Raw genomic sequence first — 23,685 nt, 5'->3', positions numbered from 1 at the left:
TCGATCAGGCGTGAGCTTTCGTCCAATGCGCAGCCGTCGCATCGAGGGTGGCCGCGATCACGGCGCCGACGCCGCGGTCGTTCAGGCGGTAGAAGATCCGCCGGCCGACGCGGCGCGTCGACACGATCCTTTGAAGCCGCAGGCGGGTCAGCTGCTGGGAGACCATGGCCGGGCTCAGGGACAGGGCGGTTTCGAGTTCCGCGACCGAGCGTTCCTGCTCTGCAAGCAGATAGAGCAGCTTCAGCCGGTTCTTGTGAGCCAGGACCTTGAACAGCTCGCTGGCCTGCAAGGCCCTGGCTTCCAGCGTCGCGGCTGGTTCCGGGAGGGAGGTCGCTCTGTCGTCCGGCATGGCACCCAATGGTCGCGCGATCAGGAAGTTCGCTATATCCATTGGAATATAACCGACCGGGCAGGTCGTTGTCCACGCAGCTCTTCCAGGCCATCGCTGGGAAGGACGATTTGCGCGCAACCGTTACTTCATGACTCTAACGAAGAAGCCAAGACATCGCATTGTATTTCCGTCTGAATAACGGGGAGGGCGGAGAGCTGTCTCCTTGGCCGGCACGCCCCAAACGGATCGAGGCCCGCGGCATGCCGCAGGCCTCGACGGTCACGTCCGAATCCTGTCGGTTACCGGAACAGCGCCAGCGACTTGGACAGGGTGATCCAGACACCCCAGGCAATCGGGATGCCGACGACGGCCCAGGCGAGCAGCGCCGTGCCGTCGAGCCCGCCCTTACCGATGCCGAAGGAGCCGTAATGCAGGCTGGCGCTGGCATTGGCCGACTTGGCCTGGAGGGCGGCGACTTCCGCGTCCTTCATGAACCATTTCGTCGCAACGGGGCGCACGAGCAGGTTGCAGATAAAGCCCAGCACCAGCATGCCGGCCAGAATATACATCGTCCGGTCATAGACCTGCGCACGGGGCACGCCCGCATTGATCTGCGCCTCGCGGATGTAGTTCACGACCACCGGGCCGACGATGCCGGCCGTCGACCAGGCCGTCAGCAGGCGCCCGTGGATCGCGCCGACGAACTGGGTTCCGAACATGTCGGCGAGATAGGCCGGAACCGTCGCGAAGCCGCCGCCATACATCGACAGGATGATGCAGAAGAAGCCGACGAACAGCGCCAGCGAGCCGGCATGCGCCGCCCAGGGCGAGAGCCCGTAGAGCAGCATGCCGAGGCCGAAGAAGGTGGCATAGGTCAGCTTGCGCCCGAGCTTGTCCGACAGCGAGGCCCAGAAGAAGCGGCCGACGATGTTGAACAGCGAGAGCAGGCCGACAAAGGCCGCGGCGATCGTCGCGATCTGCTTCTTCTGCTCGGCATCGAGCGCGGCAAAGCCGATCTCGGGCTTGCCGATCAGCGATCCCGCGAAAATCTCCTGCAGCATGGGTGACGCCATGCCGAGCACCCCGATGCCCGCGGAGACGTTGAGACAGAGCACCGCCCAGATCAGCCAGAATTGCCGCGTCTTGTGCGCGTCCTTGAGATGGACATGGCCGGACGTGATCATCGCGTTCTGCGTTGCCGGCGGCGTCCAGCCTTCCGGGCGCCAGCCGGCGGGCGGAATGCGGTAGCCGAAGGCACCTGCCATCATGAAGGCGAAGTAGATCACGGCCATCACGACGAAGGTTTGCCAGACACCGACGGAGGTCGGCGTCTTGAAATAGTTCATCAGGATGTCAGCCAGAGGCGAGCCGATCATCGCGCCGCCGCCGAAACCCATGATCGCCATGCCGGTCGCCATGCCGCGCCGGTCCGGGAACCACTTCACCAGCGTCGAAACCGGAGAGATGTAGCCAAGGCCAAGTCCGATGCCGCCGATCACGCCCGAGCCCAGCCACATCAGCCAGAGCTGGTGGGTGTAGACGCCAAGGGCCGAGATCAGCAGTCCGCCACACCAGCACAGCGCCGAGACGAAGGCAGCCTTGCGCGGGCCCGAGCGTTCGAGCCARCCACCCCAGATCGCTGCCGAAGAGCCGAGCAGCACGAAGAACAGCGTGTACATCCAGCCGAGATCGGCGACCTTCCAGTCGCAGCTCGTCGTGAACAGCGAGCCGATCAGCCCGACATCCGCCGCGCAGGCGACGGGCTTGGTGATGCCGATCGCTTGGCTGAGCGGCAGCCAGAACACGCTGAAACCATAGGCCATGCCGATGCATAGATGGATGCAGAGCGCCGCAGGCGGCACCAGCCAGCGATTGAACCCCGCAGTCGCGATGATCCGCTCCCGGTCCAGCAGGCCGGGCGACGGTGCGACTTGCCCCAGATCTTGTGCGATGCTCATCCCAGTCATTCTCCCCGAGCGTTTGGCGTCCTGGCCGGTTTCCGCACCGGCTTCTTCCGACACCGGCCTTCCCTCGAAGGGCCGGTGGCATTCCGTGAACAGCAGAGATGTCAGCGTCCGGCGGGCGCGCCCTTGATCTTGGGCAGCGCCTTGCGCAGCAGCGGTGGCAATCCGGACGGGTTTGCAGCGAAGGCTGCGATGAAGTCGTCGCGCATGCGCCGGCTCCAGAACTGGTTGATATGGTCGGCGATCGCGGGCACGGCCTGCTCGTCCGGGTAGGATTGGAAGAACTCGGCGATCTGGCCGCCCATGTGCGCGAGCTTGGCGCCTTTACCTGCCAGCACCGCTTCGGCATGCGAGGAGGGCGTATTGCCTATCGTGCTCATGACGTGTGGGCCTCCCGCTCATGCGCGAGCGTGCCAGTGAAAAGCATGGCAGCATCGCTGCGCGCGATGCTGACCAGGGTGAGGCCGAGGCGCTTGGCCCGCTCGATCGCCAGGGATGTTGGGGCCGAAACCGAAACCAGGGTTCCGGCTCCGAAGATCGCGGCCTTCTCGACCATCTCGAATGAGGCGCGACTGGTGACGAGGACGAAGCCGTCATCGGTGCCATGGCCGGCACGAAGCCGGGCGCCGATCAGCTTGTCCAGCGCGTTGTGACGGCCGACATCCTCGCGCGCAGCCAGAATCTTGCCCTCGCTGTCGCACCAGGCCGCGGCATGGACGGCGCGCGTCCGGCAATGCAGGGGCTGGTGGCCTTCCAGTGCGGCGAGCGCTGCCCGGATGGCGCCAGGTGTCACCGGGGAGCGGCTGCGGGACACCAGTTCCGCCACCGGCAGATCGGCCAGGGTCTCGACGCCGCACAGGCCGCAGGAGGTTCGGCCCGAGAGATTGCGACGCCGGGCCAGATGCTCGCGGAAACGGCCGGGCGCCAGATCGACCGAGACCACGATGCCGTCTTCCCGCGGCGTGACCCGGATCTCGCGGATCTCGTCAACCCCGGCAATGATGCCTTCGGTCAGGCTGAACCCGACGACGAAATCCTCCAGATCGGCCGGGCTCGCCATCATCACCGCATAGGGCAGGGTGCCATAGACGACGTTCACCGGCGTCTCGACCGGGACCTCGGCGATCGCGAACGGCTGCGGGCCTGAGTCGAACCGCAGCGGTTCGACCTGGACGGCGCAGGAGGCCGGGGACTGGGCGGGCGAACTATTCTGCGGCATCCGGCAACCTGCCCGCGATCAGCCTGAGCGAAACGTCTTCCTCCCGGTTCCGCTCCTGCCATTGCGAATAGTAATTGGTGCGCCGAACCTCGACGGCAGTGACCTTGTATTCCGGGCAGTTCGTCGCCCAGTCCGAATAATCGGTGGTGATGACGTTGGCGCCGGTCGAGGCATGGTGGAAGGTCGTGTAGACCACGCCCGGTTGCATGCGTTCCGAGACCTCGGCCCGCAATGCGATATCGCCCGAGCGGCTGGCAAGCGAGATCAGATCGCCCGTCTGGATGCCGCGGTTCTCCGCGTCGAACGGGTGAATTTCGAGCACATCCTCATCGTGCCAGATCGAATTCTCGGTCCGGCGCGTCTGAGCGCCGACATTGTATTGCGAGAGAATGCGGCCGGTCGTCAGGATCAGTGGGAAGCGCGGGCCGGTGCGCTCCTGCGTCGGCACGTATTCCGTGATCATGAACTTGCCCTTGCCGCGCACGAAGCGGTCGACATGCATCAGAGGCGTCCCGTTCGGGGCTTTCTCGTTGCAGGGCCATTGCACCGAACCCTGCTTGTCGAGCTTGTCATAGCTCACCCCTGCGAAGCTCGGCGTCAGGCGCGCGATCTCGTCCATGATCTCGCTGGGATGGGCGTAGGCCATGTCATAGCCGAGCGCATTGGCGAGATCGATCGTGACCTGCCATTCCGACTTGCCCGAAAGCGGCGCCATGACCTGGCGGACGCGGTTGATCCGGCGTTCGGCATTGGTGAAGGTGCCGTCCTTCTCCAGGAAGGACGAGCCCGGCAGGAAGACATGGGCGTATTTCGCAGTCTCATTCAGGAAGAGATCCTGGATGACGACGCATTCCATCGCAGCGAGACCCGCCGTGACGTGCTGGGTATTGGGATCGGACTGCGCAATGTCCTCGCCTTGGACATAGAGCCCCTTGAACGTACCCCCGACCGCCTCGTCGAGCATGTTGGGAATGCGCAGGCCCGGCTCGGTCTCGAGCGGCACGCCCCACATCATCTCGAAGATCTGGCGGGTCGCATCGTCGGAGACATGGCGATAGCCGGAGAACTCGTGCGGGAACGACCCCATGTCGCAGGAGCCTTGGACGTTGTTCTGGCCGCGCAGCGGATTGATGCCGACGCCCTCGCGGCCGATATTGCCGGTGGCCATCGCGAGGTTCGCCATCGCCATGACGGTGGTCGAACCCTGGCTGTGCTCGGTGACGCCGAGCCCGTAATAGATCGCGCCATTGCCGCCGGTGGCGAAGAGGCGCGCGGCGGCGCGGACCTCGGTCGCCGGAACGCCGGTGAATTCCTCGCTCGCCTCGGGCGAGTTGCGCTCTTCGGCGATGAAGCGGGCCCAGATCTCGAAATCGGTGAGGTCGCAGCGCTCGCGGACATAATCCTCGTCGATCAGCCCCTCGGTGACCACGACATGGGCAATCGCATTGATCAGCGCGACATTGGTGCCGGGCTTGAGCTGGAGGTGATGCTCGGCCTTGATGTGCGGCGACTTCACGAGGTCGATCCGGCGCGGATCGGCGACGATCAGCTTGGCGCCCTCGCGCAGGCGCTTCTTCATCCGCGAGGCGAAAACCGGGTGACCGTCGGTCGGGTTCGCACCGATGACGATGATGACATCCGCCTTGGCCACCGACTTGAAGTCCTGGGTACCGGCGGAGGTGCCAAATGTCGTCTTCAGACCGTAGCCGGTCGGCGAGTGGCAGACGCGGGCGCAGGTATCGACATTGTTGTTGCGGAACGCGGCGCGCACCAGCTTCTGGACGAGGAAGACCTCTTCATTGGTGCAGCGGGACGAGGTGATCGCACCAACCGATTCCCGCCCGTAGCTGGCCTGAATCCGCTTGAACTCGGACGCCGCGTAGCCGATCGCCTCCTCCCAGGACACCTCGCGCCAGGGATCGGTGATCTTCTCGCGGATCATCGGCTGGGTGATGCGGTCCTTGTGGTTCGCATAGCCCCAGGCGAAGCGGCCCTTGACGCAGGAATGTCCCTCGTTCGCCTTGCCGTCCTTGTAGGGAACCATCCGCACGACGCGGTCGCCCTGCATCTCGGCCTTGAACGAGCAGCCGACGCCGCAATAGGCGCAGGTCGTGACCTTGGAATGCTCCGGCTGGCCCATCGCGATGACGGAGTTTTCCATCAGGGTCGCGGTCGGGCAGGCCTGGACGCAGGCGCCGCAGGAGACGCATTCGGAGCCGAGGAAGTCGGTTGGGCCGGCCGCGACGCGCGACTCGAAGCCGCGTCCGGTGATCGTCAGTGCGAATGTGCCCTGCACCTCTTCGCAGGCGCGGACGCAGCGGTTGCAGACGATGCATTTCGACGGGTCATAGGTGAAATAGGGGTTCGAAGCGTCCTTGCCGAGGAACAGCGCGTTGGCCGCGCCGTCCTGCTTCGCGAAGACGTGGTTCTCACCCTCATAGCCATAGCGCACCTCGCGCAGGCCGACGGCGCCGGCCATGTCCTGCAATTCGCAGTCGCCATTGGCCGAGCAGGTCAGGCAGTCCAGCGGGTGATCGGAGATGTAGAGCTCCATCACGCCCTTGCGCAGCGTCGAGAGCTGCTCGCTCTGCGTCCTGACCACCATGCCGTCCTCGGCCGGTGTGGTGCAGGAGGCCGGCGTGCCGCGCCGCCCCTCGATCTCGACCAGGCAGAGCCGGCACGAGCCGAAGGGCTCGAGCGTATCGGTGGCGCAGAGCTTCGGGATCTTGGTGCCGAGGCTCATTGCCGCGGCCATGACGGAGGTGCCGGCCGGCACCGTGACGCTCTGTCCGTCGACCGTCAGCGTGACCAGCTTCTCCGCCACGCGGATCGGCGTCCCGAAATCGATCTCCTTGATCAGGCTCATCAGATGCTCCTCATTCGGCGGCCATCGGCAGCGGTGGCCGGTCGAAATCCTCGGAAAAATGGTTCAGCGCGCTCAGCACGGGCATGGGGGTCAGGCCGCCCATCGCGCAGAGCGAGGCGTCGGTCATCAGGCGCGAAAGATCGCGCAGCACGGCGATGTTCTTCGGGCGCTCCTCGCCTGCGATGATGCGGTCCATCACCTCGACGCCGCGCGTCGCGCCAATGCGGCAGGGCGTGCACTTGCCGCAGCTTTCCTTGGCGCAGAACGCGAAGGCGAAGCGCGCCTGCTTGGCCATGTCGACCGTGTCGTCGAACACGACGATACCGCCATGGCCGAGCATCGCCCGGATGGCCGCCAGCGCCTCGTAATCCATCGGCGTGTCGAGTTGGCTCGCAGTCAGATAGGCGCCGAGCGGACCGCCAACCTGGACGGCGCGGATCTGCCGGCCGCTCAGCGTGCCGCCACCAAAGCCCTCGATGATCTCCCGCAGCGAGATGCCGAAGGCGAGTTCGATCAGCCCGCCACGTCTGACATTGCCGCCGAGCTGCACCGGCAGCGTGCCGCGCGAGCGACCCATGCCGAAATCGGCATAGGCCTGGGCGCCATGGGCCAGGATCCAGGGCACGGCCGCGAAGGACAGCACGTTGTTGACTATCGTCGGCTTGCCGAACAGGCCTTGCAGCGCGGGCAGGGGCGGCTTGGCCCGGACGATCGCCCGCTTTCCTTCCAGGCTTTCGAGCAGCGACGTCTCCTCGCCGCAGATATAGGCGCCGGCCCCGAGCCGGGCCTCGAGGTGGAAAGCATGTCCGGAACCGAGGACCGAGTCGCCGAGCAGGCCGGCATGCTCCGCCTTCAGAATGGCGCGGCAGAGCGTGCGATAGGCATGCGGATATTCCGAGCGCAGATAGATGTAGCCACGCGTCGCGCCGACGGCGATTGCCGCGATCACCATGCCCTCGATCAGGAGGAAGGGGTCGCCCTCGATGAGCATGCGATCGGCAAATGTGCCGGAATCGCCCTCATCGGCATTGCAGACGATATATTTCTGATCGGCCCTGGCGTCCTGGACGGTCTTCCATTTGATCCCGGTCGGGAACCCGGCGCCGCCCCGGCCGCGCAGGCCCGACGCGCGAACCGTCTCGACGATCTCGGCCGGCTGAAGCGCGAGCGCCGACTGCAATCCGGCCAGGCCGCCATGGGCGCGATATTCCGGCAGGGAGAGCGGATCGGTGACGCCGACACGCTCGAAGGTCAGGCGTTGCTGGCGCTTCATCCAGTCGAGTTCGGCGACCGGGCCAAGGCGCAGCGTATGCGCATCGCCATGCATGAAGCCTGCATCGAACAGGCCGGCTACCCCTGCCGCGGTGACCGGGCCATAGGCGACGCGGCCCTCGCTGGTTTCAACCTCGACCATCGGTTCCAGCCAGAGCAGGCCGCGCGAACCATTGCGGACGAGTTCGATCTCGATGCCGCGCTCCGCGGCTTCTCGCAGGATCGCCTGCGCGACCGCTTCGGCGCCGACCGACAGGGCGGCCGCATCGATCGGCACGAAGACGCGGATGCCGGGGGGCGGGCTGTTGGTGAACTCCTGGCTCATCGCTGCCCCCTCGAGCCGGGCTGCGTCTCGCAAAGCGCAAGCAGGCGCGCAGCGTCGACGCGCCCGATCAGTTCGCCATCCACCAGGGCCGAGGGCCCGAGTGCGCAATTGCCGAGGCAATAGACGGTCTCGACCGCGACGGGGCTGTCGGGAGACGCGTGATCGACCGCGATGCCGCCCGCCTGGGCAAGATGCGCGACGAGGTCTTCGCAGCCGAGCGCCTGGCAGGCCTCGGCCCGGCACAGCTTGACGACGCGGCGCGGCGGCGGCTCGGACCGGAAGTCGTGATAGAAGCTGATCGTGCCATGAACCTCGGCCCGCGACAGATTCAACGCTTCCGAGATCAGCGGAACGGCCTCGGCGTCGATATAGCCGAACTCCTCCTGCAGCGCGTGCAGGATGGGCAGGGTTGCGCCTTCCAAATGAACGAGCCCGCCGACGATTCGACGTGCTTCGTCCCGGTCCCATGCCGGAAACTCAGCCATATTTCCTCCAAGCGGGCCGTTGAACCGGCCGTCATGCTTGTGGTCAGGGTGGCCAAGGCTGGAACGATTTCAAATCGTTTGTTCCAACTACGTGATAGTTTCTAGCTATCAAAAAGCAGCGTTCCCGGGATGCTTGCCGCATCTCCTTGCGTGCCAATCCACAGAACGCGGCCAAACGATTATAGTTCCCTCCGGGAGGAGCTGGATCTGCCGTCTTAGATAGAACTCAGCTATCTCACGATGGGCAGGCGAGGCAGGCCGGCCTCGCTGATCGGGCGCGACATCATCAGCAGGTTTCGCGCCAAGGGCGCGAAGGGCTGGCGGTCCGCCACGATCAGCCCGATGGTGCGCTTGGCGTCCGGCTCCACGAGCGGCAGGGCCTTGGTTCCGAGCGGTACCCCGAAGAACTCGAGCAGCTGCAGCGAGACGATGCTCGAGACGCCCTGGATCCCGGCATGAGAGCACAGGTTGAAGATCGAGTTGGTTTCGATTGCCGGCCGCGGCGAATGTCCGACGGAGCGAAAGATGCCGTCGATGATCCGTCGGTTCTGCATGTCGGAGGTCAGCAGGCAAAGCTTGAGCTCCGCGGCTTCCGCCCAGGTGATGGTGTCCTGCCGCGCGATCTCGCCATCCTCGCGCGTCAGCAGCACATAGGATTCCAGGTAGATCGGCTTCGAGATCACGCGGTCGAGAGGTTCATTGTCGAGATAGGTCAGGCCGACATCGAGCTCGAAATTGTCGATTCGGCTCTGGATCTCGGCCGAGGTCAGCGACAGCACGGTCAGGGAGACCGCCGGGTAGCGCTCCGAGAACGGCGCGGTGATGTGGGCGATCATCGGCAGGGCTGTCGGAATGGCGCCGAGCCGGATGCGACCGCTCACGCCCTGCCTGAGCTCGGCGATCGATTCCTTCAGCAGGTCGGCCTCTGCCAGGATGCGGCGGGCATGGGCGAGGACGACCTCGCCCTCCTTGGTCAGCCCCTGAAACCGGCGCCCCCGCTCGACGATAAGCACGCCGAGTTCTTCCTCCAGCTGTCCGATGGCGGTGGACAGGGTGGGTTGGGAGACGTGGCAGGCCTCGGCTGCGCGTCGAAAATGCTTCTCGCGGGCAAGGGCGTCCAGATAGACAAGCTGACGAATGATCATTGCAGCTAGGCTAGCGCGGCGGTCGTTCGGTTCAATCTGAAAATGTGCCGATCTGCCCGCGAAAGCGCTCAGACCTTCCGGAACTCCATGCGGTAGATCACCGCTTCGCCGGTTGCGGGATCATGGCCGGGCGCTCCGCTGATCACGAGTCTGTCCCCGGCCAGGATGTAGGGCCGGATCAGGTCGATCTGCCAGGTCGGGTTCCAGGCCGCGTCGACATGGTGGGTGACCTTGTCGTCCTCCAGCGTATAGGCCGCCGCATAGGCAAGCATCGAATCGAACAGACCGATCTTTTCCTCGGGCGATGGCGCAGACCCGACGGGCTTCTCCCTGTTCCGGTCAAGCACGAGCGCCATCATTCGACCGTCGGGCTGATAGGAAATGTAGCCGACCGGATCAGACCCCATGGCGTCGGTCACGACCCCGGTCGCGACAGCCTCGCGCGTCCAGGAGATCATTTTCCAGGTGCCCAGCAGAGCTTCGGCGTCGGCCATGCCAGTCTCCAACGACGCTTTCGCGAGTTGGTAGCCATCTTGCTCGGGGCATTCGATAAAGCAAATGGGGCTTAGGCGTGCTGCGCTGCGACGGGGCGCTCGATGCTTTTTCATTCCGGCGACGGAACAATGTCCACTCGCCGACGTTCCCTGTTCCGGTGTGATGCGCGGGGACGCTATGGGTAAGGCCGAACAATCTGCAATGGGCGATGAGCGTTATCGCATCCTGGTCGAGGCCGTCACGGATTATGCGATCTACATGCTCGACCCGGCAGGCACGATCGGCAGCTGGAACCGCGGGGCCGAACGCTTCAAGGGCTACACGGCGCTGGAGGTGCTTGGCACCAATTTCTCGCGTTTCTACACCGATGCCGATCGCGCGAGGGGACTGCCCGCGTTCGCGCTGGGCACGGCGGCGCGCGAGGGCCGCTTCGAAAGCGAGGGCTGGCGCGTCCGCAAGGACGGCACGACCTTCTGGGCCAGCGTCGTCATCGATGCGATCTATGGAACGGACGGCGAACTCCTCGGCTTCGCCAAGATCACGCGCGATCTGTCCGAGCGGAGAGAAGCCGAAAATGCCCTGCGTCGAAGCGAGGAGCGCTTCCGGCTCCTGGTGCAGGGCGTCACCGACTACGCCATCTATATGCTCAATCGCGACGGCATCGTCAGCAACTGGAATCAGGGTGCCGAGCGGATCAAGGGCTATGCGCCAGACGAGATCATCGGGCAGCATTTCTCCCGTTTCTATACGGCCGAGGATCGCGAGAGGGGCGAGCCCCAGCGCGCGCTCGACACGGCCATCCGCGAGGGCAAGTTCGAGAAGGAGGGTTGGCGCCTCCGGAAGGACGGAACGCCGTTCTGGGCAAGCGTGGTCATCGATGCGATCAAGGGGGACAATGGCGAGGTCATCGGCTTCGCCAAGGTCACCCGGGACATGACCGAACGGCGACGCCATGAGCAGGCGCTGGAGGAGGCGCGGCAATCGCTGCTTCAAAGCCAGAAGACCGAGGCCATCGGCCAGCTCACCGGCGGCGTTGCGCATGACTTCAATAATCTGCTGGCCGCCATCCTCGGCAGCCTGGAGCTCATCCGCAAACAGGCCTCGAGCGAGAAGGTCGCCGCTCTCGCCGATAACGCGATCGAGGGCGCGCGCCGGGGCATTTCCCTGACACAGCGCATGCTGTCCTTCGCGCGCCGCCAGGAACTTTCTCCCACGACGGTCGACCTGCCGAAGCTGGTCTCGGGCATGTCGGAGTTGCTCCAGCGCTCGCTCGGTCCCCTCGTCAGTATTGAAACGCGGTTTCCGCTGGCGCTGGATGCGGCGCGCGTCGATCCGCATCAGCTCGAACTGGCGCTGCTGAACCTGACCATGAATGCGCGGGACGCCATGCCAGGTGGCGGGACGATCATCATTGCGGCGCGCGCTGAGGATATTGCGGCGGCCGGGCGCTCGAACCTGGCGCCAGGGCGCTATCTCTGCCTGTCGGTGAGCGATGTCGGAGAGGGAATGGACGAGCAGACGTTGGCACGCGCGACCGAGCCGTTCTTCACGACCAAGGGGGTCGGCAAGGGCACCGGGCTCGGGCTCTCCATGGTCCATGGCATGGCCGAACAGTCCGGGGGGGGATTCGTCCTCAAGAGCCGGTCCGGAGAGGGGACGACGGCCGAAATCTGGCTTCCCGTCGCAGAGCGATTGCCGACGCAGGAGGTCTCGCCCGATGCCCGATCGTATCCGGCGGATGACAAGCCCCAGCGCTCATTGCGGGTGCTCGCCGTCGATGACGACGCACTCATCCTGATGAACACGGCGGCCTTGCTCGAGGATCTTGGACACAGCGTGATCGAGGCGGCCTCGGCCAGGGAGGCGCTCGAGGTGCTCGACGGCGGCGCAAAGATCGATCTCGTCATCACCGACCACGCGATGCCCCGGATGACGGGCGCCCAGCTCGCCGAAATCATCAGGGCGAAATGGCCGGACCTGCCGATCATCCTGGCAACCGGCTATGCGGAGCTGCCAACCGAGCAGGGACAGAAACTGCCCCGGCTCTCAAAGCCGTTCTGGCAGGTCGATCTCCAGCGTGCCGTCGACGCGGCAACAAGCTGAATTCGGCACGCAGATCCGACTGCGCCGCGGCCCAATACTAGCCAGCGAGTGCTGCCGTCGTGGTTGCCACACCCTGGCAATCGGAGTTCGTGGCGGCAACTTCCAGCGCGGCGATGAAAAGCGCGCCCTTRTCCGTCACATGCGTGATCAGCACCTCGACTGATCGCCCGTCATTGCAGACCAGTCTCAGGCGGTCGGCAAAGACCAACRGATCCCAGGCATCCAGATCGCCGATCAGCTCACCGGACAGGAGGCCGTCCGGCTGGGTCACCATGCGGTATTCCAGCGGAAGCTGTGCTCCGCTCTTGAGTACGATTTTTCCTGCAACTGGCATCGCTGCTCCTGTTCCGGGACGGGCGAAACTTCGGCGCGGTCCCTGAGATAATTTTCTCAAGAGTACCGCGCCTCGCCCGTCGATACGATAAAAAACCAATTGGTGCAGTGACTTATAGCGAGGCGTGCGCACCGCCTGCTCATTTCGAGCCGATAGCGCAATGGGAACAAATGAGTAAGTGGCGCATTCTGATGAGAGTGATGCTTTTGCGTCGATTGAGTGATCCGGGGCAGCGCAGGGTCGGACAATGAGCGAGACAACGATCAAGGGAACAAGCCTCAGCCGCGGCGAGCGACTTCAGGTCATGCTCGACGAGGACGAGCTGCGGGTGATCGATGACTTCCGGTTCAATAATCGCATGCCGACGCGTGCCGCGGCCGTGCGGGAGCTGCTCAGGCGAGGGCTGGAGGCCGTCGGTTACACGCTCGTGCCGGGCGCAAAATCCAGCTCCTACGGCGTGATGAATGGCGGGGACGGCGAAGGCGAGGCCCAGGCCGGATCAGAATGAGGGCGCCTCTTCGTGCCTGCGCACGGACGGCATCGTGAGGCGCAGAATCTTTTCGGACCGATGGAACCTGACGGGGGGCATCGCAGTTGAGTGTCGCCAGTCGATTGTCGGTGTCGAAATCCTTCGTCTCCCCGGCGGACTGCCGGCGTGTCTATCTCCCCGTTTTTCCTTCCACTCTGCTCAGTCTGGCGGCCCCGCGATGATCCTCTCAGTGTCAATTCATGCCGAATGCCACTAGGAACCCTTGCACGCTCGAGACATCACGCAGCGCAATGAGCAGGGACCTGACTGTGACCACAGACGTGGAGCGCGACCGCCGCCTGATCCAGAGCGTGCTCGCGATATCCGACGATTGCATCAAGGTTCTCGACCTCGACGGCAAGCTGACCTTCATGAGCGAAGGCGGCATGCGGGTCATGGAGGTCCCCGATTTTGGGCCGATCGCGGGCCGCGCCTGGACCGATTTCTGGGAGGGCAAGGATCGGGCAGAGGCGATCGCCGCTGTTGCAGCGGCCAGGGCCGGCGGCACCGGCCAATTCGAGGGCTTCGCCAGGACGATGGCGGGCACGCCCAAATGGTGGAATGTCCGCATCACGCCCGTCCCCGGGCCAGATGGCAAGCCGGAGCGGCTGCTGGCGATTTCCCGCGACATCACGGCGCAGAAATCGGTCGAAGAGGCGCTGGTCGCGACCGAAGAGCGCTATCGCACCCTGTTCGACAGCATCGATGAGGGGTTCTGCATCATCGAGTTCTTCGATGGGCCGCATGGCGCGCTGAGCGACTACGTCCATATCGAGGCCAATCCCGCCTACGCGGTTCATGCCGGCATTCCCGATGTCGTCGGAAAGAAGCTCCGCGACATGGTGCGGGACGAGGCCGATGGCTGGGTCGAGCTCTATGGCGGGGTGCTCCGCACCGGCCAGCCGATCCGCTTCGAACGCGAGCTCGTCGCGACCGGCCGCTATCTCGAGCTCTCGGCCTTTCGCATCGAGCCGGCCAGCGCGAAGCAGGTCGCCGTGCTCTTCCAGGACATCACCGGCCGCAAGAAAGCCGAGGCCGCCTTGCAGGAGAGCGAAAGCCGGTTCCGGACCCTGTCGCAGTCCATGCCGAACCATGTCTGGACCGCGACACCGGACGGAATGCTCGATTGGTTCAACGAGCAGGTCTATTCCTATTCTGGCACGGGCGCGGGCTCGCTCGACGACGAGCGCTGGGCATCGATCGTGCATCCTGACGATCTCGCGAGTGCGGCCGCCGCCTGGGAAAATGCGCGTCGCGACGGGATCGGTTACGAGACCGAGTTCAGGCTGAGGCGCCATGACGGGGCCTTCCGCTGGCACATCGCCCGCGCCGTCCCGATCCTCGATGAGAACGGCGCGGTGGTGCGCTGGATCGGCACCAATACCGATATCGACGATCAGAAGACGGCCGAGGCGGCGCTATCGGACCTCGCCACGACCTTGGAAGATCGCGTCGATCTCCGCACGGCCGAGCTCGCCAGGGCGCAGGATGCGCTGCGCCACAGCCAGAAGATGGAGGCGATCGGCAACCTGACCGGTGGCGTTGCACATGATTTCAACAACCTGCTGCAGGTGATCAGCGGGAACCTGCAGCTGCTCTCGCGCGATATCACCGGCAATGAGAGAGCCGAGAAGCGGGCCGCGAACGCCATGGCAGGCGTGGCGCGCGGCTCAAAGCTCGCCGCTCAACTGCTGGCCTTCGGCCGCCGGCAGGCGCTGGAGCCCAAGGTCGTCAGCGTCGGCCGGCTGATCCGCGGCATGGACGATCTGCTTCGCCGCACGCTCGGTGAAGCCGTCGAGGTGGAAACGATGATCGCCGGCGGGCTCTGGAACACATTGGTCGATCCGACCAATGTGGAGAATGCGCTGCTCAATCTCGCGATCAATTCGCGTGATGCGATGGACGGCCAGGGCCGCCTCACCATCGAAGCCGGCAACGCCTTTCTCGACGACGCCTATGCGCGCGCGCATTCCGATGTCTCGGCCGGCCAGTACGTCCTGGTGGCGGTGACCGATACGGGCTCGGGCATGAGCCCCGAGGTCATGGAGCGTGTCTTCGAGCCGCTCGACCCAGGTCGAGGATATGCCGGTCGAAAGCGAAACCGGCCCGGTCAGCGGCGGCAGCGAGACCATCCTGGTGGTCGAGGACGACGAAGCCGTTCGCGACACGGTGATCGCACTGCTGGGCGAACTCGGTTACCGCGTCTTGAAGGCACATGACGCGCAAAGCGCGCTCGCGGTCATCGAGAGCGGCATACCCATCGACCTGCTCTTCACCGATGTCGTGATGCCGGGAGTATTGAAGAGCCCGGAACTGGCGCGCAAGGCCAAGGAGAGGCTGCCGGAACTCGGCGTGCTCTTCACCTCGGGCTACACGGAAAACTCCATCGTGCATGGCGGGCGGCTCGATGAAGGCGTCAACCTGCTGTCGAAGCCCTACACGCGCGAGGCTCTGGCCAGGAAGATCAGGCAGGTCCTGTCGCAGGGCGGCAGGAAACCGTCTGGCGACACGCCGGAGCCGGCAGTCAGCCCGGCACTGCTCGCTGCATCCGAGCCCGCGCGGAAACTCACGGTCCTCGTTTGCGAGGATGACGCCATCATTCGCATGGATACCGCCGATCTGGTCCGCGAGCTCGGCTATGTCGCGATCGAGGCCGATAGCGGGCGCGAGGCAATCGATATCGCGTCGCGGGAGGAGATCGACATCCTGCTGACCGATGTCGGCCTGCCCGACATTTCGGGCATCGAGCTCTCCCGGAGCTTGCGTGAACTCAAGCCGGCGATCGCCATTGTCTTTGCGACGGGGCGGGACCAGGTCGAGGGTCTTGATGCAGAGCCGCGCACCGAGCTGCTCAAGAAGCCCTATGGTCTGGACCTGCTCGGGCGGGTGTTGGGACGCGTCACAGGCTAGGCATTATCCTATGGTATGGGGCCGGAATGGCCGCTATGCCCATGGCTATGGAGAAATGTCTGAGCCGCATATCCGGGCGTGGACGGCCAATCGTGACCGGTCTTTTGACATAGACGCGTCGTCACGATTGTGTTTCCGCTCGTTTTTTCCGGGCGGGGTTTGATGCGTCAAGATTTCTCTGAAGATATTGCCGCGATCTCGTCCATTGCCGCGGTACCGAGCATTCTGGAAGTGGTGTGCCGGACGACGGGCATGGGCTTTGCGGCCGTCGCGCGGGTGACCGAGGATCGCTGGGTCGCCTGTGGCGTTCGCGACGAAATCGCGTTCGGCCTGCAGCCCGGCGGCGAGCTCAAGATCGAGACCACGATCTGCAATGAAATCCGCGACCATCGCGAGATGGTCGTCATCGACCATGTCGATGCGGACCCCGTCTATTGCCGGCATCATACGCCTGCGACCTATGGCCTGCAGAGCTATATATCGATGCCGATCATCCTGCCGGATGGAACATTCTTCGGCACGCTCTGCGCGATCGACCCGCGGCCGCATGTCGTCAGCACGCCGGCCATTACCGGCATGTTCAGGCTCTTCGCCGAGCTGATCGCCTTCCATCTCGACGCCCACCAGAAACTCGCCGACAGCGCGGCCAGGCTGGTCGGCGAATTGCAGAACACCGAGATCCGCGAGCAGTTCATCGCCGTGCTCGGCCATGACCTGCGCAATCCCCTTGCCTCCATCCATTCCGGCCTTCGCATGGTGCTAAAGAGCGACGATATGGCGAAGGTGCGAACGCTGGCGACGATGATGCAGAGCAGCGTTGGCCGGATGTCGCGCCTGATCGACGACGTGCTCGATTTCGCTCGCGGGCGACTGGGCGGCGGGTTCATTCTCGAGCGCGGTGCCGAGACGAACCTGAAGCCCGCGCTCGAACAGGTCATCGGCGAACTCCAGACCGCATATCCCGATCGCGAGATCGCGACGGCGCTGCGGTTCGACGGCGTCATCGACTGCGACCCGGCGCGCATCGCCCAGATGGCGTCGAACCTCATCGCCAACGCACTGAGGCACGGTGCCGAGGACGGCCCCGTGATCGTGGACGCTCATCGGTCTCCCGAGTATTTCGAGCTGTCGGTCTCGAATTCCGGAGAGCCGATCTCGCCTGAGGTCATGGCCGAGCTCTTCAAGCCCTTCGTGCGCGCCTCCGCCAGATCCCACCAGCAGGGCCTCGGTCTTGGCCTCTATATCTGCGCGCAGATCGCCAAGGCGCATGCGGGCACGCTGGATGTCATCTCGACATCCGAGGGCACGCGGTTCAGATTCAGGATGCCGCTCACCCGCTGAGCGACCCGGGCTTCGATCGGCGCCTATCGCCTCAGGCATGCCCGCCGGTGATGCGCGACAGAAATTGCCCCTTGCCCCGAAAAAGGAGTTCGCGCCCGCGATGGAGCGGACGGCATGATCCGCCCCTCACTGGGGTGTGGACACATCGACGCCGGGCCATATTCGGATTGAGGCCGGTTTGCCGAAAGCGCACCATGGCGTGATCTGTCAAATGGTTTGCACGGGGCTACGGAATGGAAATCTCCTTCAGGGGCAAGAAGGTCGTCGTCGCAGGCGGCAGCCGCGGCATCGGGCGATCCATCGCGCTCTCCTTCGCGGCGGCAGGCGCCGATGTGGCGATCTGCGCTCGCAATCCGGAGGGGCTCAGTGCCGTCGAAGCCGAGTTGAAGCGGCATGGCGGAGCGGTTTTCAGCATGGCATGCGATCTCGGCGAGGGCTCTGCGGCCGCGAACTTTGTGGCTGACGCTGCTCGCGCACTCGGCGGCATCGACATCCTGATCAACAACGCGTCGGGCTTCGGCTCGAAGGATGACGAGAGCGGCTGGCTTGCCAGCATCAATGTCGACCTGATGGCGACCGTGCGCGCCACCCAGACGGCGATACCGTTCCTGGAGGAAGCGGGCGGCGGCGCCATCATCAACATCTCGTCGATTTCCGGCCTGACGGCGGTGCCGCGTTCGCTGCCCTACGCTGCCATCAAGGCGGCCGTGGTCAACTACACCATGGGGCAGGGGCGGGCGCTCGCACCGAAGCGCATCCGGGTCAACGCCATCGCGCCGGGCTCGATCGCGTTTCCGGGCGGCTCGTGGGAAAATCGCAAGACGACCGATCCGCAGCTCTACGAGCGCACGCTCGGCAGCATTCCCTGGGGGCGCTTCGGGGCGCCGGGAGAGGTCGCCAATGTCGCCCTGTTCCTGGCGAGCGACATGGCAAGCTGGGTGACCGGGCAAACGATCGTCGTCGATGGCGGGCAGTTGCTGACCTGACGCAGCGGTGAAGACCTGGGCCTGACGAAGCTGCATGAGGCGCAGCCGGCAACCCGCATTGCCGCCGGATCATGTCTGCTTTCGGAAACAGAACAGGCTCGGCTCGGTGTCGTCACTCTTCCGGTCGCGAGGTCGGGATGAGACCAGGCCAGTAGAGCGCGTCGCTGGTCGGTCGCGCACCGAAAATGGCCTGGCCGACCCGAACGACGTCGGCGCCTTCCTCGATGGCGCACTCGAAGTCACCCGACATACCCATCGACAACTGCACAAGGCCGGGATCGATGCTGACGGCGCGGTCCCGCAGGGTCCGCAGCAGCCGGAAACAGGCGCGCACGCGCTCGGAATCCGCACTGAAGATTGCCAGCGTCATGAGGCCGCGCGGCTTCAGGCGAGGGTACTCGGACAGACATTCGACGAACGACACAAGATCGTCGGGATGCAGGCCGTACTTGCTGGCCTCGCCGGACGTGTTCACCTGAACGAAGACGTCGAGGTCGCGCCCCTCGGCCTCCAGCCGGCGGTTGAGCTCATCGGCCAGCCGGACGCTGTCGAGGGCATGGAACTCCGTGGCGAAGCGGGCGAGATACTTGACCTTGTTCGTCTGGAGGTGACCGATGATGCTCCAGCGGATCGGCAGGTCGCCAAGCACCGACCGCTTGTCCCGGGCCTCCTGAAGCTTGTTCTCCCCAAAGCTGGAGATGCCTGCAGCAAAGGCGAGCCGCAGGATATGGGCGGGAACCGTCTTGGTGACCGGCAGCAGATGCACATCGACTGGATTTCGCCCGCAGCCCTGGCACGCTGACGCGATGCGCTCCTGAACGGCTTTCAGGTTCATCGCAAATGCTTCGGCAGGGTCATGACCGAAGCGGGCGATATCCTCGGCCGAAAGGGCGCCCGTCGATGGTGCATTCATGTCGAAGCAAGCTCCAGATGAGACCGCCGGGCAAGTCTTGCGAAGACCTTGCCGAGGGCGGCAACCCGACGATCCCGCCTTGATGCAGGTCCGTTATACCCAGATGAAGTGTAGTCCTGGCACATGCGACTGTTGATCTGCGGCGGATCGCTTCGTCGGTATTTATCTTGAAAATGGCCTGCTGCACCCATCCACTTGCAGAGGATAAGGCCGGCCATTTGCGGTGAGCCGGACTGCCCCGGTCTACGCGCTCTTCACAGTCCGGAATGCGCTCGAGAGCTGCTTGACTGCGACCTCAAGCTCGGCCGGAGTGTAGGCCGCGAAGCCCATCAGAAAGCCAGCCTCGCCATTGCCAGAAGCATGAAGGGCCGACAGACCCAGAAGCTCGACGCCAACGCGCTGCGCGGCGTCGATGGCCGCACGCTCTGAAAGGTCGCCGGTCAGCGCGCACGGCATCTGGAGTCCACCGATCGGAACCCGAGGCTCGACGAAAGCCGAAAGCTCCGTCCGCACGAGGCTTGCCAGGATTTCGAGCCGCTCGGCGTAGACATTACGCATGGCGCGAACATGCGCTCCGAAATGTCCTCCCTCCATAAAACGGGCGAGTGTCAATTGCGCGATCGAGGCGGTGTGGCCGTCCAGGAGCGTGCGCGCAATCGTCATTGGCTTGACCAGCTGCGGGGGCAGCACGACATAGCCGACCCGCAAGCCTGGAAAGAGCGATTTCGTGAATGTGCCGATATAGACGGTCCGGTCATGCTGATCGAGACCCTGAACGCAGGCCATTGGTTTGCCGGCGTAGTGAAACTCGCTGTCGTAGTCGTCCTCGATGATCCAGGCCTGATGCTTCGCTGCCCATTCGATCAGGGAGAGACGCCGGTCGAGCGCAAGTGTCGCGCCCGTCGGAAACTGATGGGACGGCGTCAGGAAGACGGCCTTGGCCTTGCGCGGATCGTCACGCAGTTGCTCGACCAGAATTCCCTGATCGTCGACGCGGATAGGCGCAGATTCCAGACCGGCTGCATCGAAGGCCTTGCGTGCCCCGTAATAGGCTGGATCCTCGATAAAGATGCGGTCTCCAGGATCCAGCAGCATATTGGCGCAGAGCGCCACTGCCTGTTGTGAGCTTGTCAGGACCAGCACGCGGTCGGGATGAGCGCGGGCGCCTCTCTCCAGGTTGACATAGTCTGCAATAGCGCGTCGAAGCGGCTCCGCGCCCTGGGGATCTCCGTGAAGAAGCGCCCGCGTGCCGGTCTCCTTCAGCACCTGCCGCTCCAGGCGTTGCCAGAGCGCGAGCGGAAAGCTGCGCGTCTCGGGTACGCCCGGGGCAAACGGCCGGGGAGATAGCTGCTCGCGAACGCCGCCACCGCGGAAGATGGCCGCTCCGCGTTCGCTGAGGTTCGAAGCCGGGCTACGCCGCAGTGCGCCGCGATGAGAGAGCCTGAGGCCAGGAGTGAACTGGGTCATCTCAGCCACGAAACTGCCGCTGCCCACCCGCCGGTCGATGAAGCCCTCGGCATGGAGCTGGGCATAGGCGGCCTCGATCGTGTCGCGGGAGAGACCGAGCGATTTGGCGAGCGCCCGCGAGGCCGGCAGCGGCTTGCCGGGGCCCAGCGCACCATCGAGGATCATCTGCCGCAAAGCCCGTTGAATACGCGCGTGAAGCGGCAGTTCCGCATGGGCGGGATGGGCAAGCCATGCCTTCACCGATTCCAACTGAGAATGCTTGAACAATTGGTCTGACCTGCTCGAAGAAAGTGGAGGGGATGAACAGACCATTGATCCGCTAGGAGTCAAGCCGCCTCGCTGGCCCGGGCCAGGCGGGTTTTCAGGATAACGACCACGATCATGCCGCCTGTCTCGTCACCACCATCGCTCACTCCAAGTGATCTCGCGCCTCCGATCGTCGCGGGACTGATCTCTGTCATCGTCAACTATGGGGGAACCTTCATTCTGGTCTTTCAGGCCGCAAAGGTTGCGGGGCTCAGCCCGGAGCTGACGGCATCCTGGGTCTGGTCTGTTTCCATCGGCGTGGGGCTGACGGGGATCTATCTAAGCTGGCACTTTCGCGAGCCGATCATCACGGCCTGGTCGACGCCGGCGGCGGCGTTCCTCGTCACGGCACTCGCCACGACCCCTTATGCCGAGGCGGTCGGTGCTTACCTGATCTCGGCGGCCGCATTCGTCGCCCTCGGGCTGTCGGGCTATTTCGAGAAGGTCGTCAGGCTGATCCCGCCGGGCATCGCATCAGGCTTGCTCGCCGGTATCCTGCTGCAGTTCGGCATCGGCGCGTTTGGCGGTGCGAGCGTCGATCCTCTGCTGGTTGGGCTTCTGATCATCGCCTATCTCGTGCTGAAGCGCTTCATCCCTCGCTATGCTATCGTTGGCATTCTGGTGCTCGGCCTCGCCTTCTTGACTGTGCAGGGACGTGTCGATCTCGCGGGGCTTCAGTTCAAGCTTGCGGCTCCGGTGTTCACTGCGCCGGACTTTTCGCTCAATGCGCTCTTGAGCGTCGCGTTGCCGCTGTTCCTGATCACGTTGACCGGGCAGTACATGCCGGGGATGCTCGTCCTGCGCAATGACGGCTTCAGGACCAGCGCCAATCCGATCGTGACCGTGACAGGTCTCGGTTCGCTGATCATGGCGCCGTTCGGTTCCCACGCCTTCAACATCGCAGCGATCACCGCGGCGATCTGCACGGGCAAGGAAGCGCATGAGGATCCGTCCAAACGGTGGATCGCAGGAATCGCCGCAGGCGTTTTCTATGTGCTTGTCGGCGTCTTCGGCGTGGCTCTGGCGGCGGTCTTCATGGCATTCCCAGCGACCTTCATCACGACGCTCGCAGGGCTGGCGCTACTGGGCACGATTGGCGGCAGCCTCGCCAGCGCTATGGCTGATCCGAGGTCGCGTGAGGCGGCGTTGATCACGTTCCTTGCCTCCTCGGCCAAGATCAGCCTGCTCGGCATCGGCGGGGCGTTCTGGGGGCTGGTGATCGGGCTCGTCGCCTATGTGATCCTGCATGGCCGTTTGCCGCGCCGTGAGTCTGTCGAGAGCACTCGTCCGTTGGCAGTCGGCAGAGGCGCGGCAGAGTGAGGGCATGCGGACTTCGCCTTCGTCAATGTCGGCCGACCCGAAACGTGATCCTTCTCGTGCAATCCCACAGGGGACATGTTCGGTCTCGCCTCAGCTTTCGAGCAGAAACCGAACCATCTCACGCGAATTATCGGGGCCGCCGCGTCAGCTGCCCAGACGATCGCCACGCCACCAAGCATGTCCACTACCATGGACAATCCGGTGTTCGGCAATCGTCGGACTTTTGCCGCTTCCGAACAGGCACCGCGTGACGGGCTTGCCGTTTACGACCGCATCGGTCGGCTTCTGACGAGCGATGCCTTACGCCAATATGCGCACCTTCGGCTCACGAGCCCATTGCCGGGTCCGGGGGGCTCCAGGAGGATTTCGGCCTTGTCGCCGAGCCTGACCACCGACTGTCCCGAGGTCCAGTCAGACACGCCAGCCACGTTCGTCGCTGCGGCGGGCGGAGACGGGAAGAGGCCCGGCAAGATCGGGCTGGAGGCGACACTCGAAACAACGGCGGTCCCCACAGATTTGCCGACGCGGAGATCAGATTTCCGCGTAGCGTCGCTGTGGTCAGTCCGTGAATTCCGCGGTGCGTGTGCTCCCCGGCCCGGTCGCAAGGGCTGCGAAACGCTCCTCCGTGAACAGTTCCTCGATCGTCTGGAGCGTCTTGGTGTAGTGCGCGACGAGCAGGGCACAAGCTTCCTGCGGGGTGCCGTTGAGCACCGCCTTCATCAGCGCCTCGTGCTCGCTCTGGCCATTGCGCGGCATCCTGCCAAAGGCGTGCGAGATCGAAATATAGCGCGAGGCGTGGTCGGCCAGGATCTCGCAGAACTCGAGCAGCCAGGGCGAACCGCAATTCGCCAGCAGCGCCCGGTGGAAATTGCGATGGGCGTCCTCCCAGGCGGCGCGCTCCGCAGGGAGATCCGAGCGATAGCGCGAGAGCCGGTGGAGGGCGAGCACGATGCCTTCCTCCCAGCGCTCGTCACGATGGCTGATCGCTTCCTCGAGCGCCCTGGTTTCGAGCCAGCAGCGCGTGCGGACGAGGACCCGCCAATCGTCGAGGGCAATCGTCGGCACCGAGAAGCCACGCTGCTCGTGCCGCTCGACGAGGCGCTCCGATGACAGCCGCGACAGGGCCTCGCGGACCGCATTGCTGCCGACGCCATAGGTCGAGGCAATCCCCTCGATGCGCAGCTTCTCACCCGGCCTGAATTCACCCTGGATGATGTCGCTGCGCAGTTTCTGGTAGACCGTCGTAGACAGCGTGGTCTTCTCGGCAGCTTTTGCCATGGTCGTGTCTGTCCTGCTGCCGCTCACCGGGGTGCCCTGGAAGAGATGGTGTTACTCGAACGCTGCCAGAAGACGAACCTGTACTGCATCCAGGAC

Annotated in this window: 18 protein-coding genes and 2 pseudogenes; 7 read left to right on the top strand and 13 right to left on the bottom strand. The window is 64.5% G+C overall.

All coding sequences use genetic code 11. The features are described from left to right. Positions 1-4: 4 nt before the first annotated feature. The 9 genes from AC1D34_RS07840 to AC1D34_RS07800 form a co-directional block, all read right to left on the bottom strand. Positions 5-391 carry an ArsR/SmtB family transcription factor gene (locus AC1D34_RS07840; RefSeq protein ID WP_476823928.1) on the bottom strand — a complete coding sequence of 129 codons (387 nt, stop codon included), beginning with the start codon at positions 389-391 and terminating at the stop codon, positions 5-7. 239 nt (positions 392-630) lie between these two features. Next, positions 631-2,289 carry an OFA family MFS transporter gene (locus tag AC1D34_RS07835; protein WP_476823927.1) on the bottom strand — a complete coding sequence of 553 codons (1,659 nt, stop codon included), beginning with the start codon at positions 2,287-2,289 and terminating at the stop codon, positions 631-633. A gap of 110 nt (positions 2,290-2,399) precedes the next feature. After that, entirely contained in the window at positions 2,400-2,675 is a 276-nt protein-coding gene (locus tag AC1D34_RS07830; RefSeq protein WP_441507729.1) for a formate dehydrogenase subunit delta, read from the bottom strand. After that, positions 2,672-3,514, bottom strand: a complete 843-nt coding sequence (gene fdhD, locus AC1D34_RS07825; protein ID WP_476823926.1) for a formate dehydrogenase accessory sulfurtransferase FdhD — start codon at positions 3,512-3,514, stop codon at positions 2,672-2,674. Before fdhD ends, AC1D34_RS07830 begins: the two co-directional genes overlap by 4 nt. Beyond that, positions 3,501-6,380: a formate dehydrogenase subunit alpha gene (fdhF, locus tag AC1D34_RS07820; protein WP_476823925.1), complete on the bottom strand. Its 2,880-nt coding sequence runs from the start codon at positions 6,378-6,380 to the stop codon at positions 3,501-3,503. The genes fdhD and fdhF overlap by 14 nt, the downstream gene beginning before the upstream one ends. A gap of 10 nt (positions 6,381-6,390) precedes the next feature. Continuing rightward, on the bottom strand, positions 6,391-7,977 hold the full coding sequence (locus tag AC1D34_RS07815) for a formate dehydrogenase beta subunit (RefSeq protein WP_441491041.1): 1,587 nt from the start codon (positions 7,975-7,977) through the stop codon (positions 6,391-6,393). Beyond that, complete coding sequence (locus AC1D34_RS07810; protein WP_441491040.1) at positions 7,974-8,462, bottom strand: NAD(P)H-dependent oxidoreductase subunit E; 489 nt, start codon at positions 8,460-8,462, stop codon at positions 7,974-7,976. Before AC1D34_RS07810 ends, AC1D34_RS07815 begins: the two co-directional genes overlap by 4 nt. A 230-nt stretch (positions 8,463-8,692) precedes the next feature. Continuing rightward, positions 8,693-9,607 (bottom strand): LysR family transcriptional regulator, encoded by a 915-nt coding sequence (locus AC1D34_RS07805; protein WP_441491039.1) that lies wholly within the window; start codon positions 9,605-9,607, stop codon positions 8,693-8,695. A gap of 68 nt (positions 9,608-9,675) precedes the next feature. Next, positions 9,676-10,101, bottom strand: coding sequence for a lipocalin-like domain-containing protein (locus AC1D34_RS07800; RefSeq protein ID WP_441491038.1), 426 nt, complete (start codon positions 10,099-10,101; stop codon positions 9,676-9,678). Positions 10,102-10,303: 202 nt separating this feature from the next. On the opposite strand from AC1D34_RS07800, the gene AC1D34_RS07795 reads away from it, so the two are divergent. Next, on the top strand, positions 10,304-12,205 hold the full coding sequence (locus tag AC1D34_RS07795) for a hybrid sensor histidine kinase/response regulator (protein WP_441507733.1): 1,902 nt from the start codon (positions 10,304-10,306) through the stop codon (positions 12,203-12,205). A gap of 37 nt (positions 12,206-12,242) precedes the next feature. Here AC1D34_RS07795 and AC1D34_RS07790 read toward each other — a convergent pair whose 3' ends face one another. After that, positions 12,243-12,671 (bottom strand): hypothetical protein, encoded by a 429-nt coding sequence (locus AC1D34_RS07790; RefSeq protein WP_476823924.1) that lies wholly within the window; start codon positions 12,669-12,671, stop codon positions 12,243-12,245. 115 nt (positions 12,672-12,786) lie between these two features. Here AC1D34_RS07790 and AC1D34_RS07785 point away from each other — a divergent pair, with 115 nt between their 5' ends. From AC1D34_RS07785 to AC1D34_RS07765, 5 genes and pseudogenes are all read left to right on the top strand, one after another. Further along, positions 12,787-13,047: a hypothetical protein gene (locus AC1D34_RS07785; protein WP_441491035.1), complete on the top strand. Its 261-nt coding sequence runs from the start codon at positions 12,787-12,789 to the stop codon at positions 13,045-13,047. A 221-nt stretch (positions 13,048-13,268) separates the two neighbouring features. After that, positions 13,269-13,700, top strand: a pseudogene (locus AC1D34_RS07780) (PAS domain-containing protein); the annotation flags it as partial. Between the two features lie 39 nt (positions 13,701-13,739). Continuing rightward, positions 13,740-15,978 (top strand): annotated as a pseudogene (locus AC1D34_RS07775) (hybrid sensor histidine kinase/response regulator); the annotation flags it as partial. Between the two features lie 162 nt (positions 15,979-16,140). Then, positions 16,141-17,319, top strand: a complete 1,179-nt coding sequence (locus tag AC1D34_RS07770; protein WP_441507736.1) for a GAF domain-containing sensor histidine kinase — start codon at positions 16,141-16,143, stop codon at positions 17,317-17,319. Between the two features lie 233 nt (positions 17,320-17,552). Then, positions 17,553-18,305, top strand: coding sequence for an SDR family NAD(P)-dependent oxidoreductase (locus tag AC1D34_RS07765; RefSeq protein ID WP_441507737.1), 753 nt, complete (start codon positions 17,553-17,555; stop codon positions 18,303-18,305). Between the two features lie 112 nt (positions 18,306-18,417). On the opposite strand, the gene AC1D34_RS07760 is transcribed toward AC1D34_RS07765, so the two are convergent. After that, positions 18,418-19,218, bottom strand: a complete 801-nt coding sequence (locus tag AC1D34_RS07760) for a YggS family pyridoxal phosphate-dependent enzyme (protein WP_476770784.1) — start codon at positions 19,216-19,218, stop codon at positions 18,418-18,420. 243 nt (positions 19,219-19,461) lie between these two features. Next, positions 19,462-20,952 carry a MocR-like pyridoxine biosynthesis transcription factor PdxR gene (gene pdxR, locus AC1D34_RS07755; RefSeq protein WP_476823923.1) on the bottom strand — a complete coding sequence of 497 codons (1,491 nt, stop codon included), beginning with the start codon at positions 20,950-20,952 and terminating at the stop codon, positions 19,462-19,464. Positions 20,953-21,066: 114 nt separating this feature from the next. On the opposite strand from pdxR, the gene AC1D34_RS07750 reads away from it, so the two are divergent. Continuing rightward, a complete protein-coding gene (locus AC1D34_RS07750) occupies positions 21,067-22,311 on the top strand; it encodes a benzoate/H(+) symporter BenE family transporter (protein ID WP_476823922.1) in 1,245 nt (414 codons plus the stop codon). Positions 22,312-22,869: 558 nt separating this feature from the next. Here the strand turns inward: AC1D34_RS07750 and AC1D34_RS07745 are convergent. Continuing rightward, positions 22,870-23,589: a GntR family transcriptional regulator gene (locus tag AC1D34_RS07745; protein ID WP_441507741.1), complete on the bottom strand. Its 720-nt coding sequence runs from the start codon at positions 23,587-23,589 to the stop codon at positions 22,870-22,872. Between the last annotated feature and the right edge of the window lie 96 nt (positions 23,590-23,685).

Source organism: Allobosea sp. P1_A7 (genome assembly GCF_056406775.1).
This window is presented reverse-complemented; position numbering and strand designations above follow the sequence as displayed.